This window comes from Microvirga sp. jy35, assembly GCF_056148915.1.
The window spans coordinates 120,985-135,819 of sequence record NZ_JBWBEW010000005.1 but is presented as its reverse complement, the minus strand read 5'-3'; the positions used below and the strand labels follow the sequence as shown (position 1 = coordinate 135,819).

Below are 14,835 nucleotides of genomic sequence, written 5' to 3'. Positions count from 1 at the left end.
TGGGGGTGTGTGGGGTGGGGGGATGGGGGGGGGGTGGGAAGGGGGGGCGGGGGGAAGAGGGTCCCCCCCCCTCTCCCCCCCCGAGGCACTTGTGTTCGGATGCATCCATCAACCGGAACCTTGACCTTCATGAACGATGTCGTCCTGATCCTCGGCCAGACTCCCCTGACCTGGGGGCAGATCGTCCTGGGGATGGCGGGCCTGAGCCTCTTTCTCCTGCTCCTCGTGACCGTGCTGCTCCTGAGGACCCGACGGGACCGGGCGATGGAAGCGATGATCGCGGACGAGCGGGCGCGGGAGATGGACGACAAGGTGGCGGAGCTCACCCGGATCCAATCCGAGATGACGGGCCGGATGCGGACCATGGCGGAGGTGTTCGGTTCCCGCCAGAGCGACTTCGTGCGCATGATCTCGGAGCGGATCGACGGGCTGCAGCACCGGGTCGGCCAGGGTCTGGAGTCTTCCACGCGCCACCAATCCGAAAACCTGTCCAAGCTGAACGAGCGTCTCGCGGTCATCGATGCGGCGCAGCAGAACCTGACGAACCTCACCGGCGAGATCGTGGGTCTGAAGGACATCCTGTCGAACAAGCAGACCCGCGGCGCCTACGGCCAGGGGCGCATGGAGGCCATCGTCCGCGACGGGCTGCCCGTGGGCGCGTTCGAGTTCCAGGCGACGCTCTCCAACCGCACCAGGCCCGACTGCCTCGTGCGCCTGCCGGGCGATGAGCGCTGCCTCGTGATCGACGCCAAGTTCCCGCTGGAGGGCTTTACCCTCTTCCGCGAAGCCAAAGGCGACGAGGCCCGCAGCCGCGCGGCGAGCAGAGTGCGGAACGACATGCTCGTCCACGTGAAGGACATTGCGGAAAAATACCTGATCCCCGGCGAGACTCAGGACATCGCCCTGCTCTTCGTGCCGGCGGAGTCGATCTACGCTGATCTCGCCGAGCATTTCGACGATGTGGTGCAGAAGGCCCATCGCGCCCGCATCGTCATCGTCTCGCCGTCCCTCCTCACCCTCGCCATTCAGGTCATGCAGGCCCTCGTCCGCGATGCGCGCATCCGGGAGGAGGCGCGGGTGATCCAGATCGAGGTGCAGAAGCTGCTGGAGGATGTGGAGCGGCTGGATTCCCGTGTGGCGAAGCTCGACGCCCATTTCCGGCAGGCGCAGGACGACGTCTCCCAGATCCGGGTGTCGGCCGACAAGATCGTGAAACGCGGCCAAAAAATAGAAACCCTCGAATTCGAAGAAGGCGAAGCGGGAGCCCGCGCCGAGCTTCTGCGCCTCCAGGGCCGCAATCTTCGGGCGGTCGATTAGGAACCGCGTTCCGCCCGCAACGTTCTCCCCATGCTGTACGATGCGCCAAGCAAATGATGGCGCTCGCATGTTGGCATACCTCAGAACTCGGGAAGGATTGCGCTATGGGCCTTTTGTCGAAGGACATCAAGTCGTTGGATGACCTCTTCATCCACACCCTGCAGGATATCTATTACGCCGAGCAGCAGATCACGAAGGCTCTGCCGCAGATGATCGAACAGGTCACCGACCCCCAGCTGAAGCAGGCGTTCCAGACCCATCTCGGCGAAACCCAGCAGCAGATCCAGATGGTCGAGCAGGTCTTCCGCATGCACGGCCATGATCCGAAGGGCGTGACCTGCCCGGCGATCGACGGCATCATCGACGAGGCGCAGGAGATTTCCGGCGAGATCTCGGACCCGCAGGTTCTCGATGCCGCCCTGCTGGCTGCCGCTCAAGCCGTGGAGCACTACGAGATCACCCGCTACGGCACCCTCGTGGCCTGGGCCAAGCAGCTCGGCCGCGACGATTGCGCCAGCGTCCTGCACCAGATTCTGGATCAGGAGAAGGCCACCGACCAGAAGCTCAACCGGATCGCCGAGAGCAAGATCAACACGCAGGCTGCATAAGCCCTCGTCTCTCGAAAATAGAAAATGGCCTCCGACTGGAGGCCATTTTTCGTTGCCGAGGGATTACTTGGATTTTTGCGGCAGCGCATAGGCGCGCAGGAAATCCGCCAGATCGTTGGTGATGTAGTCGATGTCCGGCGTCTGGACGGCTTCCTGCTCGAAGCTCTCCCGGAACGGATCGAGGGTTTTGGGCACGATGAGGGTGGTCGTCATGCCGAGCTCGTGCGGCACCGTCAGGTTCTTGGCGATGTCCTCGAACATGGCCGAGCGGGAGGGTTCCACCCCGTGCCTGTCGAGAAAAATTTCATAGGCGCGCCGTTCGGGCTTCGGCACGAAGTTGGAAGCGGCGATGTCGAAGACGTCCTCGAAATGGTCGAGGATTCCGATCTTCCTCGCCACGTTCTCCGCGTGCTTGCGCGAGCCGTTGGTCAGGATGAGCTTGCGGCCGGGCAGCTGCTCGATCGCCTCACCCAGGCTGTGGTTCAGCTCGATGTCGGTGTGGTCGATGTCGTGGGCGAAGTCGAGGAAGTCGGTCGGATCGATGTCGTACTCGTCGATCAGCGCTTTGAGGGTCGTGCCGTATTTGTGATAGAAATACTTCTGCAGCGCCTGCGCGGACAGCCCATCGAGCCCGAAGAGCTCGCTGATGTAGAGGGTGATGCGCTGGTCGATTTGCGGCCAGACCCGCGAGGTGTGCGGATAGAGGGTGTTGTCCAAGTCGAAAACCCACGTCTCCACATGCGAGAAGGGACGGGAATCGGCGGAGGACAGGTGGCTCTCGATGGCTGGTTTGGCGTTCATGGATTCCAAAGACGACAATGGGGCCGTGCGGCCCCACTGATCGAAATATAAGCGTTCTCTGCCGCTTCGGGAAGGGCTTTACCCTCTCCGGATCAGCGTTCCGGCGCCGTGGTCCGTGAACAGTTCCAGCAGCACCGCATGAGGCACCTTGCCGTCGAGGATGACGACTGCCTCCACACCCTTCTCCAGGGCATAGATGCAGGTCTCGATCTTCGGGATCATGCCGTCTGTGATGGTGCCGTCCGCAATCAGGCGGCGGCAATCCTCGATGGTCATCTCGGGGATGAGGTTCTTGTTCTTGTCGAGAACGCCTGGAACGTCGGTGAGCAGGAGAAGGCGCTTGGCCGTCAGCGCGCCCGCGATGGCGCCGGCAAAGGTATCCGCATTGACGTTGTAGGTCTGGCCGTCCTGGCCGATCGCCACCGGAGCGAGCACCGGGATCAGCTCGGCCTGGAGCACCTGGTCCAGAACCTCCCGGTTCACCTGCTCGGGCTCGCCGACGAAACCGAGATCCACCACCTTCTCGATATTGGAATCGGGATCGACAGCCGTGCGGGTGACCTTGCGGGCCATGACCATGTTGCCGTCCTTGCCGGACAGACCCACGGCCTTGCCGCCCTCGGCGCCGATCCAGCCGACGATCTGCTTGTTGATGGAGCCTGCGAGCACCATCTCGACCACCTCGACAGTGGCCGCATCCGTGACGCGAAGCCCGCCCTTGAACTCGGACTTGATGCCGAGCTTCTCGAGCATTTTTCCGATCTGCGGCCCGCCGCCATGGACGACCACGGGCTTGATGCCCGACTGCTCGAGGAGAACCACGTCCTCGGCAAAGTCCTCGGCCGCCGCCCGGTCGCCCATGGCATGGCCGCCATACTTGATCACCACCACCTGCTGGTCGTAGCGCTGCATGTGCGGCAGGGCCTGCACGAGCACCTCGGCCTGCACATGGACGTCGGGAAGGGGCGTGGACGGATCGGACATGAGCGACTCCGGCGCGGTCATCAGGATCAAACGGCCTGCCTTCTAGCCGAAGGAGGCGCCGCTGCAAACAGGGACTTCAGGCTCTCACGCGAAGGAAGGCAGAAATGCCCACCAGCAACCACCCGATCATCAGGACGATGCCGCCCGCAGGAGCTGCCCTTGGAAACAGAGCTACGCCCGAGAAGGCGCGGCGGGAGAGGTCGCCGCAGAACAGGACAAGCCCAAGCACCAGCACATAGCCTGCGATCTGCCCCAGCATCGGGTTCACGGCACCGACAGCGATCAGGGCGACGAGTGCCAGCAGGGCCGGGGCGTGGAAGAGCAGGAACTGCGCTGCCGTCGTGAGACTGCCCCCGGTGACATGGGCGGCGGCGGCCGAGAGGCCGACGCCGAGGAGCCCTGACAGGGAGGCCAGAGCGATAAGGATCCGGGTGGCGAGGGTCATCCCGCGCCCCGTTCGCTCAGGAGCCGCGCAACCCCGGCGCGCAGCTCCGGAATGCCGAAGCCGGTGCGGCTGGAGGTGGGCAGGATCTCCGGGAAGGCAGCGGCCCGCTTCTCGATCTTCTGCAGGGTGTCGGCCATGCGCTTGTCGAGCTCGCCCGGCTTCAGCTCGTCCGCCTTGGTCAGCACGACCTGATAGGAGACGGCGGCCGTGCCGAGGGTCTCCAGCACCCCCTCGTCCACCGGCTTGATCCCGTGGCGGGCGTCGATCAGCACATAAACGCGGGCAAGGCTCGCCCGTCCCCGCAGATAATCGTGGATCAGCTGCGTCCAGGCCGCCACCTTCTGCTTCTCGACGGCCGCAAAGCCGTAGCCAGGCATGTCGACGAGGTGGAAGCGGTCGTTGATGGTGAAGAAGTTCAGCTGCTGGGTCCGGCCCGGCGTATGCGAGGTGCGGGCGAGCGTGTTGCGCCCGGTGAGCGCGTTGACGAGGCTCGATTTGCCCACGTTGGAGCGCCCGGCAAAGGCGATCTCCACCTTGCTCATGGGCGGCAGGTTCTTCAGGGAATTGGCGGCCCAGATGAAATCCGCTTCGCCGGCGAAGAGCTTGCGGCCGATCTCGAGGAAGGGATCGATGTCCTGGTTCGGGGGGCTTGTCTCGGTCATGGGGCTCTTATCGGCCCTCGCATCGCATTGTTCAAGGGACCCGGCGGATTTCGGCACGATGAGCCCGGCGCGCTCACAGCCAGAAGGGCTCAGCCTTTGAGAGTGCTCTCAGAGCCGCCTCGCCCCTGTCGAGAAGCTTCTCCCGCTGCCGCTCCAGGCGCTTGGGAGACATGGCCGGAAGTGGGAGAGCCAGGGAGCCGCCGACCGCGAGATCGTTCAATTCGCCGAGGCGCTCCTGAAGATCCTCCAGGATGCCCGAGAAGCTCTTGCGCCGCTTCTTCGCCTTGCCGGAGGGGAAGAGCGAGGCAAAGAATTCGGTGCCGTAGCGCAGCTTCTTGATCCGGATGCGCAGTTCGTGACGTTCCTCGTCGCTGCCTTCCCGCAGGTGCTTCCCGAGCCGGCGAATGCGCTTGAAGCGGCGCAAGAGCTCCGACCGGGCGAAATCTCGTGCGGGGCGATCGCGCGCTTCCTCACGTCCCTGCTCGCTCGAATGCGACCAGGTTCCGGCCTCGATCCAGGCGGCCGTTTGCAGGACCACGTCCATGAAGCGGTGGGATTCGAGGGTCTCCAGCAGCTCCCTGTAGGCTTCCTCCCGGTGCCGCTCGACGTCCTCCAGCTGGGCCGGGTCCGGCTCCCCGTCTTCGAGGGCGCGCAGCCGCTCGATGAGGACGTCGAGATCCCTGGCAGCGCCCAGCGCCTGCCCGGCCCAGCGGAGGTTGTCCCGGATCTCGGCACTCTCAGAGTCGGTCAGCAGCTGGCTTCTGAACAGCGAGATGGCAGCTCTCAGGCGCCTCAGGCCCACGCGCATCTGGTGCAGGGCGTCAGGATCCCGCGTGAGCCGCACCAGGGCTTCGTTCTGCACCATCTGGACAAGGCAGGACCGGGCGATGATCCGGAACGCATCGGCGCAGCCTGCATCCTTCGAGAGCGCGATCTTCTCGGCCCGGTAGGGGCGGGGGCTTCTCTCCTCGAGGAGGCGGTAGCCGCGCTCGGATTTCGCCACCGTCGAGAGCCTTAAGGCAGCCGCCTCGCTCAGGCGGCGGGCGAGGGCGAAGAGGGCGCCGGCATGGCCTTGCCGCAGTTCGAGCTCGATTTCCGAGAAGGTGACGGCCTTGTCCCCATCGGACGCCTTGGCCCGGTCGAGAGCCACCTCGATCACGGCGCCTTCGAACTTGGCCTCGAAGGCCTTCCTGTCCGTTTCGACGCTGAAGGCCGGCTTGATGCCTGCGAGCAGAGCCTCGTCCGCGATGAGCTTTTCGAGAGGGGTGCCGGCCGCGGCGGACAGGTCGAGTTCGCCATCGACGGGGGTCTCCCACTCGCCGCGATCCATGGCGATGCCCTTGTGGGGCCCTTCGGCCTTGATGGTCTGGATGGCTTTGCCGTTCCGGCGGCGGATGCGCAGGCTGATGCCCGCGCGGTGCAGGGCACGATCACTTGTGTCGAAATAGACCGCGCGAAGCCGTCCGCTCTGCTTGGGGAGAGGACGCGCCTTGTCCAGAAGAGGATGCGCGAGCAGGTCCTCGGCCGCCCCCGAGGCGAGTTCCAGCTTCAGCTCGATCTCGCGCAGTGCGTCCGATCCCGGATCAAGCTTCGATCTTTGGTTGGAGGCGCTCATTGTCCATCACCGTGTTCCGTCGAGGCTTGATATAGAAGTGTGACAGACGGAAGACATGACGGCGCGCTCCCCATCTCCAAAAGAAAATCCCCGGGACAAGGCCCGGGGATGATCACGTGTTGGTCTGGCGCCGTTCAGCCCTTGGCGGGAGTGGCCTTGCGGTTGAAGGTCTTGCGCAGGTTGTCCCACAACTCGATCTTCACGCCGTTCTTGCGCATGATGAAGGCCTGCTGCGATACGGAGAGCAGGTTGTTCCAGGCCCAGTAGATCACGAGACCGGCCGGGAAGGAGCCCAGCATGAAGGTGAAGATCACCGGCATCCAGGCGAAAACCTGCTTCTGAACCGGATCCGGCGGCTCCGGATTCATCTTCATCTGCAGCCACATGGTGATGCCCATGAGGATCGGCCACACGCCGAGCATCAGGAACGGGCCCAGCACCGGAACCGCGCCCGGGTTATAGGGCAGGAGGCCGAACAGGTTGAAGATCGAGGTCGGATCCGGGGCCGCGAGATCGCGGATCCAGCCGAAGAACGGCGCATGGCGCATTTCGATGGTGACGAAGAGCACCTTGTAGAGGGCGAAGAACACCGGGATCTGGATCAGCACGGGCCAGCAGCCCGCCACCGGATTGATCTTCTCCTTGCGGTAGAGCTCCATCAGCGCCTGCTGCTGCTTCATCTTGTCGTCCGCATAGCGCTCGCGGATCGACGTCATCTCCGGCTGCACCGCCTTCATCTTGGCCATGGAGGCGTAGGACTTGTTGGCGAGCGGGAAGAACAGGATCTTCAGCAGCACCGTGACGATCAGGATCGCGACGCCGAAATTGCCGAACATGCGGAAGAAGAAGTCGAGCACCTTAAAGAGCGGCTTGGTGATGAAGTAGAACCAGCCCCAGTCGATCAGGAGGTCGAAGTTCTTGATGCCGAGCGCCTCGTGATAGGCATCGACGGTCGCAACCTCCTTGGCGCCCGCGAAGAGGCGCTGCGTCACCTCCGTGGTGGCGCCGGGCTGAAGGGTCTGCGCCGTGCCGAGCATGTTGGCCTGGTAGATCTGGCCCGTCGGGCCCTGGCGCATGGTGAACGAGCCCTGATACGGCTGCGCCTGATCCGGAATGACCGCGGCGGCCCAGTACTTGTCCGTGATGCCGACAAACCCGCCGCTCGCGTCGTCCCACACCTCGCCCACCGCGTTCTGACCGGCGGGAACCGGATCTTCCTTGGCGATGGCATCGTAGGTGTATTCCTGCAGACCCTTGTCGCCCAGGACGCCGATCAGGCCCTCATGAAGCACGTAGTAGCCGAGCGTCGTCGGCTTTCCATGGCGCGAGACGAGGCCGTAGGGATGCAGGGTCGCCGGCGCGGAGCCGCGGTTCTCGACGGCGTTCTTCACCGTGAACATGGATTTGTCATCCACGGAGATCGTGCGCCGGAAGATCAGACCCTGTCCGTTGTCCCAGGTGAGCGTCAGCGGGGTGGACGGGGTCAGCGTCGTCCGGTCGGCGGTCCAGACGGTCTCGGCCGTCGGCAAGGCGCCGTTCTGCGTTCCAACCCAGCCAAAATCCGCGTAATACGGGTTCTGGGTGCCGGCCGGCGAAAGCAGCACGATGTTCGGGCTGCGAGGATCCACCGTCTCGCGATAGTTCTTGAGCGACACGTCGTCGATGCGGCCGCCGCGCAGGTTGATCGAGCCGGCGATGGTGGGGGTGTCGATGGTCACGCGCGGCGAGCGGGCGAGCGCTGCCTCCCGGGTCTCGACCGTCGGTGCCAGCGGAGTGCTCGGGACAGTACCCGGCACGGTGGGAGCAGCACCCCCGGCCTGACTCGGGCTGGCCGGTGGGTTCGGCGCATTGGGATTGACCTGCGTGGATTGCTGCTGCTGGGCGGCCAGGCGCTGCCTTTCGGCCTCCGGGGCCGCGAAGAAATACTGCCAGCCTAGCAGGACCGCCATCGAGAGCACGATGGCGACGATGAGGTTTTTGTTGTCATCACGCATGGGAATGTCCGCGACGCTCGCCGTTGGAGGGAGGTGAGGAGGAGGAAGAACGCTCTGCGGGAGAAGCGCTTTTCGGCTTGGTGACCGCCCGCAGCGCGCGCCGGAGATCGTCGATGAGAACGTCGAATTCGACGGAGAGGATGTCTCGCCGTCCGATGATGACGACATCCGCATCGATGGTTGCGTAATCCTGGCCAGCCGTGGGGATGGCGGCCCGGAGCCGGCGCTTGATCCGGTTACGCTCGGTGGCATGGCCAACCCGCTTCGTGACCGTGAGGCCGAAGCGCAGGCCGAGGCCGGAGCCTTCGCGAAGTCGGGCCTGAACCGTCATCCGCTCCGTATGAAAGCGGCGGCCGGAGGCCGCCGCGACGAAGTCAGGTCTTTTCGTCAGACGCCCGAAGCTAGACGTTGCGCGAGGTTCGCGCATCGGGCTGTCCTTGACGGCGCTTATGCTGAAAGGCGCTTGCGGCCATGGGCGCGGCGAGCGGCAATGACCTTGCGGCCACCCTTGGTCGCCATGCGCGCACGGAAGCCGTGGCGGCGCTTGCGAACCAGCTTGCTCGGTTGATACGTCCTCTTCACGGCACTTCTCCGGTCGAATGGGGCAGCGGTGCTCGAAGGCTCGCGCCCGTCTGGTGGGATGGGGTCGCCCCCGAAACTGTCTCGAAAAAACGATCAGCGCCCTATGGAAGAGCGCTGTCAGCTTGCGGGCTTATGAAGGAACGGAGGGGCAAAGTCAACGCCGCTTTGGCCTTCATGCGGCAATCCGGCTCCCCCTCACCAAGCTGTGACGGACTGATAGGCTTGACCTTATGGGGCGCTCCATACCACACCGGTTCCAGGAGGACACGTGGCCGAGAAACATCCGAAGCCGGAGAGCCCGAAAGAGGCAGGCCGTTTCTGGCGCATCGTGCCTTTGGCCCTCGTTCTGACTGCAATCGCAGCGGTCTTCGCAACGGGCGTCCATCACTCTCTCACCTTCGAAACCTTCGTGCATTATCAAGCCTGGCTGAGAGATCTCGTGGCTGCCCACGGTCCGGCGATGCTTGGACTTTACTGCCTGATCTATGTTGCGGCCGTGACTCTGTCGCTGCCAACCTCCGCCTTTCTGACCGCCATCGGGGGCTATCTCTTCGGCTGGCCGCTGGGAGCCGTTGCGGCCAATCTGGCTGCAACGCTCGGGGCGACCAACATCTTTCTCATCGCCAGGACCTCCTTGGGGCGCCCCCTCCTGCAGCGGGCGGGCTCGCGCATCCAGGGTCTTGCGGCAGGTTTCCGAAGGCAGGCATTCTTCTACCTTCTCTCCCTGCGCCTGATCCCCGTGGTGCCGTTCTGGCTGACGAACCTGGCAGCAGCCTTCTTCGGCATGCGCCTGAGGCCCTTCGTGCTGGCGACCCAACTCGGAATGCTGCCGGCCTCGTTCGCTTTTGCTCTTGCCGGTTCCGGTCTCGATGAGGTCATCGCGAGGCATGAGAGAATGCGAGATGATTGTCTGGCCGCCGGTCAGGGCGACTGCACCCTGAATTTCAGCGCCAAGAGCCTGTTGACGCCCGAGTTGATGGTGGCTCTCGCCATCCTGGGAATCCTGGCCTTGGTTCCGATTGCGATCAGGCTCTGGCGCAGTCGCAGCACGGGAAAGGGCTAATGGTGAGGCGGACAGGTGACGGTAAATCGGAGGTTCTCAAGCCGGATCTGTGCGTCATCGGCGCCGGTTCGGCTGGGCTGTCGGTTGCATCGATCGCAGCTTCTCTCGGCGCATCCGTGGTGCTGATCGAGAAGAACAGGATGGGCGGCGATTGCCTGAACGTGGGCTGCGTTCCGTCAAAGGCCCTGATCGCGGCGTCTCTTCATGCCCGCAACATGCGCGAAGCATGGAGTTTCGGGATCGAGGCGGGGGAGGTCGCCGTCGACTTCGCCAAGGTCCATGCGCATGTGAAGGGTGCTGTCGCGGCAATCGCCCCGATGGACTCGCCGGAGCGCTACCGGGCCATGGGCGTGTCGGTGATCGAGAGTGAGGCCCGGTTCGCCGATGCCCATACTGTCCTGGCCGGAGATCATGCCATCCGTGCGCGCCGCTTCGTCATTGCCACCGGGTCCCGTCCGGCTGTTCCGGCCATTCCCGGGCTTGAGCAGGTGCCTCATCTGACCAACGAGACCGTTTTCGATCTGACCGAGAAGCCCGAGCATCTCGTTGTGATCGGTGGAGGCGCCGTGGGAGTCGAGATCGCTCAGGCCTACCGGCTGCTGGGCGTGCCGGTCACCCTTCTGGAGGCCGGTGAGCGGCTCCTGGCGCAGGAAGATCCCGAGATGGCCGAGGTTGTCGGCCAGGCTCTACGGTCGGATGGCATTTCGGTCAGGACCGGAGTGGCCGTCGACCGGATCGCACATGGGAAAGAGGGGAGCTTCGGCATCGTCCTGAGCGGCGGCGAGAGGATCGACGGAAGCCATCTGCTGGTCGCCACGGGCCGCAGGCCTGTCGTGAACGGGATGGGTCTTGATGCTGCGGGCATCGAATTCGACACCTCGGGCATCCGGGTCGACAAGGGGCTCAGGACCTCCAACCGGCGCGTTTACGCCATCGGCGACTGTGCGGGCGGGGCGGGCTCTGGCGCCCGGTTCACCCATGTGGCGAATCATCATGCGGGCCTTGTGATCCGCAACGCCCTGTTCCGGCTCCCCGTCCGCGTCGGGCGGACCCCTGTTCCCCGGGTCACCTATACAGCGCCGGAACTGGCCTCCGTCGGGCTGACGGAGGCGCAGGCACGGGAGGAGCATGGGTCCATCCGCATCCTGCGCTGGGCCTTTGCCGACAATGACAGGGCCCGCACGGACAGACAGATCGGCGGACACGTGAAAGCTGTCGTCACCCCGCGCGGCAGGATCCTGGGCTGCTCCATCGCCGGTGCGCATGCGGGCGAACTGATCATGCCGTGGGTTCTGGCCATGAGCCGCGGCTTGAAGGTTTCCGATCTCGCCGGGTTGATCTATCCCTATCCCACATTATCCGAGGTGACGAAGAGCGCGGCGGTGGAGTTTCTCAAGCCCTCGGCTCAGAATCCATGGGTGCGGCGACTGGTGTCCCTGGTTCGCCGCTTGGGATGAAACCGACTATGAGACCTGAGCAGACATCCCTCGCAGGGCGCATCCTGAGCCAGTTCGGGCTCTCCGCGCGCCTGCTTCTGCTCACGGTGCTGTTCGTGATGATCGCGGAGGTGCTCATCTACGTGCCCTCCGTGGCCAATTTTCGTCTCACATGGCTGAACGACCGCCTGGCCGCGGCGCAGATTGCCGCCATGGTGCTCGATGCGGCTCCCGAGGAAAGCCTCCCCGAGGAACTCGAGATACGCCTCCTCCAAGGGGTCGGAGCCCGGGCCATCGCCCTGAGGGGTGGCGGGCGCAGGAGCATTCTTGCTGCGGGCGATGTGCCTACCGAAGTGGGCAAGACCGTGGATCTGCGGGACGCGCAATGGGTCACCCTGGTTCAGGATGCCTTCGACGTCCTGCTGAACCCGGCCGACAAGCCGATCCGGGTGATCGGATCGGGCATGGGCGTCGATTTCGTCGAGATGATCCTCGACCAGCGGCCCCTGCGCCACGCCATGGTCGAGTTCTCCCGCAACATCCTGTTCCTGTCCCTGTTCATCTCCATCATCACGGCGGGTCTCGTCTATCTCACCCTGCAATGGGTGATCGTGCGTCCGGTGCGGCGACTCACCGGCAACATCGCGGAATTCTCCAGCAATCCGGAGGATGCCTCCCGGGTCATCCGGCCTACGGATCGCGTCGACGAAATCGGCCTCGCCGAGCAGGCCCTGGCGCGCATGGAAACGACCCTGGCCGATGAGCTGCGCCAGAAGCGGCGTCTCGCCCAGCTCGGCCTCGCGGTCAGCAAGATCAACCACGAGCTGCGCAACATGCTGTCCACGGCTCAGCTCCTGACGGATCGCCTGGACAATGTCAGCGACGACTCCGTGCAGCGAATCGCCCCCAGGCTCGTCAGCACCCTCGACCGGGCGATCGCCTTCTGCGAGACGACCCTGGCCTATGGGCGGGCGACCGAGCCCCTGCCGCAGCGGCGCCTCATCCCCTTGGCGCCGTTGATCGCCGAACTGTCGAATCTGACGGATCTGGCGCCCGAGGTTGGTATCGCGTTCCAGGCCGAGGTTCCCGACGACCTGGTGATCGACGCGGACCCAGACCAGCTCTCCCGGGTCCTCGTGAACGTGGTCCGCAATGCGGTTCAGGCTCTGAGCCAGACCGGTTCTCCCCAGGGAACGCCGTGCATCCACGTCTCCGCACACCGGGACGACGGCTCCGTCGTCATCCTGATCAAGGACAACGGTCCGGGAATTCCCGAGCGGGCCAAGGCCAACCTTTTCACGCCTTTCCAGGGCTCGGCCCAGAAAGGTGGCACGGGCCTGGGGCTGCCGATCGCGGCGGAGCTCATCCAGCTCCACGGGGGAACCATCATTCTCGATGAAGGACAGGGGAGGACCTGCTTCAAGATCACGATCCCTGATCGGCACTTGTCTGCGGAAGCGGGCTGAGGCTTTCGGCAAAACTTCCGCACAAGAGGCTTGCCAACCGCGTCAGATCCCTTTATGTCACCGGCCTCGGCCAACGTTGCTTCCCGCAACGACCTGCCGACCAAGCGCCCGTAGCTCAGCTGGATAGAGCACCAGACTACGAATCTGGGGGTCAGAGGTTCGAATCCTTTCGGGCGCGCCACTTCACCAAGACATCGAGCAGGCATGATGAAGGTTCGAATGCGTGTTTTGCGCACTCCGAAGCTTTCAACAGCCGTGATCTGTTAGGGCTTCGAGGCCCTAGACCTCCGCAGTCGGGGTGACGCCGAGATCGTCCAGCTTGGCTCGAACCTCCATGATCGACCGCTTCAGCTTCAGGCTGATCACCGAAACCGGAATCCCCTCCCTGGCCATGGCCAGAAGGGCTTGCACGGCTTCGTAATTCCAATGACCACCGGCAGAACTCATGGCAGATGTCTCCCATCGGATGAACCGCGAGCGTCGCCTTCAAGTGAGGCAAGATCATGAAAAGAGGGTCCGACGCGGGCCCCCGCCGCAACCTTAGCCGAAGATCTGCGTTCCCTGTGGAGGCAACACTGACAGGGACTCTCTCATGAGCATCATCTGGACCATCATCATCGGCTTCGTGGCTGGTCTGATCGCAAAGTGGATCATGCCCGGACGGAACGAGCCGTCGGGCTTCATCATGACGACCATTCTCGGCATCGTCGGCGCTTTGGTCGCTACCTATCTCGGGCAGGCCTTGGGCTGGTACCGGGCAGATGAAGGGGCAGGTTTCATCGGCGCCATCGTGGGTGCCATCGTCGTGCTCTTCATCTATGGCCTGATCGCCGGGCGCCGTTCGACCTCGTCGTACTGATCGCTCCGGAGCCGACCTCAACAAGCAAGGGCCACAGTTTCCGCTGTGGCCCTTGTCCTTTAGCCGCGATGGGCGATGCGGCCGCTCTCGGAAGAGCCGGTCAGGGCCGCCTTGACCGGGCATTGGCCCACATAGCCACGCCAAGCCAGGTAGGATCCGCCCGCGAGCGCCAGGATGTTCAGGAGCGGATTGGGCCGGGGCTTGGCGGCCGCGGCTGCCAGGCCAAGGCCCGCCAGCATGTAGACGCTGCGCTCCGTCGTACTGAGATTGGGTTGTCCATTCATCAGCGATCCGGCCTTGGACGATATCATGTTCGCCACGTCATTTCTCCTTGATTGGCATGGGGCCGAACGCGACGCGAAGCGGTGTTGTTCCCCTTTGAAAGACTCCGGAAGGGAAGCCGGGAACCTCAAAGCTTGGCTTCCGTTGAGTCCACGCTTCAACCAAGGAGTTGTCCCTATGCCAGCCAAGGAAAAGACCTTGAACGACCTGTTCCTTCACACTCTGAAGGACATCTTCTACGCCGAGAAACAGATTCTGAAGTCCCTGCCGAAGATGGCGAAGAATGCGGAGTCGGAAGAGCTGCGGCAGGCTTTCGAGACCCACCGTGTGGAAACGGAAGGCCAGATCGAGCGCCTTGAGAAGGTCTTCGAGATGCTCGGCAAGCCGGCCCGCGGCGTGCAGTGCGAGGCTATCAACGGCATCATCGAGGAAGGCAAGGAAGTCATGGAAGACTTCGCCGACAGCGAGGCTCTCGATGCCGGCATTCTGGCCGCCGCTCAGGCGGTGGAGCACTACGAGATCACCCGCTATGGCTCCCTAAAGACCTGGGCTCAGGAACTGGGCATGGCCGATGCCGCCAAGCTCCTGGACGAGAACCTTCAGGAGGAGAAGAAGACCGACCAGCTTCTGACTCAGCTCGCCGAGGCGCGCGTCAACACCAAGGCCGCCTGACGTTTTGGCACGCGGCCGAAAACCCCGCGCTCCCGAGCGCGGGGTTTTC

17 protein-coding genes and 1 tRNA gene are annotated in these 14,835 nt (G+C 64.0%); 8 read left to right on the top strand and 10 right to left on the bottom strand.

Going from position 1 to position 14,835, the window contains the following annotated elements:
• Nucleotides 1-129 precede the first annotated feature (129 nt).
• Both AC0QTX_RS06965 and AC0QTX_RS06960 read left to right on the top strand, forming a co-directional pair.
• A complete protein-coding gene (locus tag AC0QTX_RS06965) occupies nucleotides 130-1,317 on the top strand; it encodes a DNA recombination protein RmuC (RefSeq protein ID WP_474603100.1) in 1,188 nt (395 codons plus the stop codon).
• 104 nt (nucleotides 1,318-1,421) lie between these two features.
• Entirely contained in the window at nucleotides 1,422-1,925 is a 504-nt protein-coding gene (locus AC0QTX_RS06960; RefSeq protein ID WP_474603099.1) for a YciE/YciF ferroxidase family protein, read from the top strand.
• A 63-nt stretch (nucleotides 1,926-1,988) separates the two neighbouring features.
• Here the strand turns inward: AC0QTX_RS06960 and AC0QTX_RS06955 are convergent, their stop codons facing one another.
• The 8 genes from AC0QTX_RS06955 to rpmH form a co-directional block, all read right to left on the bottom strand.
• Complete coding sequence (locus tag AC0QTX_RS06955; protein ID WP_474603098.1) at nucleotides 1,989-2,726, bottom strand: pyrimidine 5'-nucleotidase; 738 nt, start codon at nucleotides 2,724-2,726, stop codon at nucleotides 1,989-1,991.
• 78 nt (nucleotides 2,727-2,804) lie between these two features.
• Nucleotides 2,805-3,710 (bottom strand): acetylglutamate kinase, encoded by a 906-nt coding sequence (gene argB, locus AC0QTX_RS06950; RefSeq protein WP_474603097.1) that lies wholly within the window; start codon nucleotides 3,708-3,710, stop codon nucleotides 2,805-2,807.
• Between the two features lie 76 nt (nucleotides 3,711-3,786).
• Nucleotides 3,787-4,155 (bottom strand): DUF423 domain-containing protein, encoded by a 369-nt coding sequence (locus AC0QTX_RS06945; protein ID WP_474603096.1) that lies wholly within the window; start codon nucleotides 4,153-4,155, stop codon nucleotides 3,787-3,789.
• Nucleotides 4,152-4,817 (bottom strand): ribosome biogenesis GTP-binding protein YihA/YsxC, encoded by a 666-nt coding sequence (yihA, locus tag AC0QTX_RS06940; RefSeq protein ID WP_474603095.1) that lies wholly within the window; start codon nucleotides 4,815-4,817, stop codon nucleotides 4,152-4,154. The genes AC0QTX_RS06945 and yihA overlap by 4 nt, the downstream gene beginning before the upstream one ends.
• Before the next feature lie 73 nt (nucleotides 4,818-4,890).
• Complete coding sequence (locus AC0QTX_RS06935; RefSeq protein WP_474603094.1) at nucleotides 4,891-6,432, bottom strand: CYTH and CHAD domain-containing protein; 1,542 nt, start codon at nucleotides 6,430-6,432, stop codon at nucleotides 4,891-4,893.
• 134 nt (nucleotides 6,433-6,566) lie between these two features.
• Nucleotides 6,567-8,426 (bottom strand): membrane protein insertase YidC, encoded by a 1,860-nt coding sequence (yidC, locus tag AC0QTX_RS06930; RefSeq protein ID WP_474603093.1) that lies wholly within the window; start codon nucleotides 8,424-8,426, stop codon nucleotides 6,567-6,569.
• The gene (gene rnpA, locus AC0QTX_RS06925; RefSeq protein WP_474603092.1) at nucleotides 8,419-8,853 is read right to left on the bottom strand and encodes a ribonuclease P protein component; all 435 of its coding nucleotides are present in this window, start codon (nucleotides 8,851-8,853) and stop codon (nucleotides 8,419-8,421) included. The genes yidC and rnpA overlap by 8 nt, the downstream gene beginning before the upstream one ends.
• Nucleotides 8,854-8,873: 20 nt before the next feature.
• On the bottom strand, nucleotides 8,874-9,008 hold the full coding sequence (gene rpmH / locus AC0QTX_RS06920) for a 50S ribosomal protein L34 (protein ID WP_027314822.1): 135 nt from the start codon (nucleotides 9,006-9,008) through the stop codon (nucleotides 8,874-8,876).
• Between the two features lie 268 nt (nucleotides 9,009-9,276).
• Here rpmH and AC0QTX_RS06915 point away from each other — a divergent pair, with 268 nt between their 5' ends.
• The 4 genes from AC0QTX_RS06915 to AC0QTX_RS06900 all read left to right on the top strand — a co-directional run bounded on the left by AC0QTX_RS06915 (nucleotide 9,277) and on the right by AC0QTX_RS06900 (nucleotide 13,154).
• Complete coding sequence (locus AC0QTX_RS06915) at nucleotides 9,277-10,071, top strand: TVP38/TMEM64 family protein (protein ID WP_474603091.1); 795 nt, start codon at nucleotides 9,277-9,279, stop codon at nucleotides 10,069-10,071.
• Nucleotides 10,071-11,528, top strand: a complete 1,458-nt coding sequence (locus AC0QTX_RS06910) for a dihydrolipoyl dehydrogenase family protein (protein WP_474603090.1) — start codon at nucleotides 10,071-10,073, stop codon at nucleotides 11,526-11,528. The genes AC0QTX_RS06915 and AC0QTX_RS06910 overlap by 1 nt, the downstream gene beginning before the upstream one ends.
• 8 nt (nucleotides 11,529-11,536) lie before the next feature.
• Nucleotides 11,537-12,973 carry a sensor histidine kinase gene (locus AC0QTX_RS06905; protein WP_474603089.1) on the top strand — a complete coding sequence of 479 codons (1,437 nt, stop codon included), beginning with the start codon at nucleotides 11,537-11,539 and terminating at the stop codon, nucleotides 12,971-12,973.
• Nucleotides 12,974-13,077: 104 nt separating this feature from the next.
• Nucleotides 13,078-13,154, top strand: a tRNA-Arg gene (locus tag AC0QTX_RS06900).
• Nucleotides 13,155-13,252: 98 nt separating this feature from the next.
• Here AC0QTX_RS06900 and AC0QTX_RS06895 read toward each other — a convergent pair.
• The gene (locus AC0QTX_RS06895; RefSeq protein WP_474603088.1) at nucleotides 13,253-13,420 is read right to left on the bottom strand and encodes a hypothetical protein; all 168 of its coding nucleotides are present in this window, start codon (nucleotides 13,418-13,420) and stop codon (nucleotides 13,253-13,255) included.
• Nucleotides 13,421-13,565: 145 nt separating this feature from the next.
• On the opposite strand from AC0QTX_RS06895, the gene AC0QTX_RS06890 reads away from it, so the two are divergent.
• On the top strand, nucleotides 13,566-13,832 hold the full coding sequence (locus tag AC0QTX_RS06890) for a GlsB/YeaQ/YmgE family stress response membrane protein (RefSeq protein WP_474603087.1): 267 nt from the start codon (nucleotides 13,566-13,568) through the stop codon (nucleotides 13,830-13,832).
• A 59-nt stretch (nucleotides 13,833-13,891) separates the two neighbouring features.
• Here the strand turns inward: AC0QTX_RS06890 and AC0QTX_RS06885 are convergent, their stop codons facing one another.
• Nucleotides 13,892-14,143 (bottom strand): YgaP-like transmembrane domain, encoded by a 252-nt coding sequence (locus tag AC0QTX_RS06885; RefSeq protein WP_474603104.1) that lies wholly within the window; start codon nucleotides 14,141-14,143, stop codon nucleotides 13,892-13,894.
• Nucleotides 14,144-14,291: 148 nt separating this feature from the next.
• Here AC0QTX_RS06885 and AC0QTX_RS06880 point away from each other — a divergent pair, with 148 nt between their 5' ends.
• Nucleotides 14,292-14,786, top strand: coding sequence for a YciE/YciF ferroxidase family protein (locus AC0QTX_RS06880; protein WP_474603086.1), 495 nt, complete (start codon nucleotides 14,292-14,294; stop codon nucleotides 14,784-14,786).
• Nucleotides 14,787-14,835: the final 49 nt, after the last annotated feature.